This window comes from Acidisoma sp. C75, from assembly GCF_054665095.1.
Genome location: NZ_BAAFHD010000034.1, coordinates 1 through 1,100, shown reverse-complemented (window position 1 = coordinate 1,100; position 1,100 = coordinate 1). Strand labels below are relative to the sequence as shown.

Below are 1,100 nucleotides of genomic sequence, written 5' to 3'. Positions count from 1 at the left end.
TTCCTAAGAGATGGGTGACAACCTCGTGCCGAACGGGTTGTCGATGGGTTGCAAGGTTTTCTGCTCCAAATCGATATAGCCCAAGTCGTAGTGCATGAAGCTGACCAGCCAAATGCCATCCTCGACCTCTTTGAGGCCGAGGAGCTGACCCGCCAGCACCGTTGAAATATTGATTTTCTTGCGATGCATGCAGAGGCGGCCGCAGGCGGTGACCATTGCGTGCCGGTCGTGCAGCGGATAGGTGAGTTCGGGCAGTCCCGTGTAAAAGCGAGAGGATGGCCGATAGCGCTCCGCCGGGCTTTGCATGGCGAGCGCTTCGTGGGGGCGTTCGGTATTGAATTCCTTGATGAAATCGTCGAAGCGGGCCTGCTGCTGAAGACTGTTCCGGCCTGGCGGTCGCGTGGTCTCTTTCTTCAGCGTCAAATGCATCCGCTCGTGGCGTCCGTTCTGCTGGGGGTGGCCTGGCTTGATGCGCTCGATGCTGATGCCCAGGCGCAGCCCCCAGACGGCGAGCTTGGAGAGGTTGAAGAGGGCATTCGGGCTGTCAAAGGGCACCCCGTTGTCGGAGCGGATCGCCCCCGGCAGGCCGCGCTCGCGGAACAGACGATCGAAGGCGGCAATCGCCGGCTCTTCCCGGACGGATTCAAGAGCTTCGCAGAGGAGCAGGAAGCGCGAGGCGTGGTCGGTAACGGTCAGCGGATAGCAGTATTGGCCATTGCCGAGCCGGAACTCGCCTTTGAAATCGGCACACCAAAGGTCATTGGGCGCTGTGCCGGCGGAAAGGGGCGTGCCCTGGGCGCGCCGGCGCGGGCGTCCCTGGTGGGAGACGAGGCCATGGCGGTCGAGAACGGCCTGGATGGTACTGATCGCCGGAACCTTCACCTCTCCAGGCAACCGGCGGACCAGCAATTCCCGCAGCTTACGCGCACCCCAGTGAGGCTTGTCCTTTTTGAGCCCAAGGATCATGGCCTCCAAGGGTTGCGGCAATTGATTGGCGTAGCGCCAGGGCCGGCGTGACCGGTCCGAGAGCGCCGTGACACCCTCTTCCTTGTAGCGGCCGAGGATCTTGTAACCCGTTTTGCGCGAGATGCCGGCTTCCC

1 protein-coding gene is annotated in these 1,100 nt (G+C 62.3%); it reads right to left on the bottom strand.

Features of this window, described 5'->3' with window-relative positions; translation table 11 throughout:
• Positions 1–3: 3 nt before the first annotated feature.
• The coding region (locus ACYQ7X_RS17435; protein WP_459698343.1) for an integrase core domain-containing protein at positions 4–1,100 on the bottom strand (1,097 nt) is incomplete at its 5' end.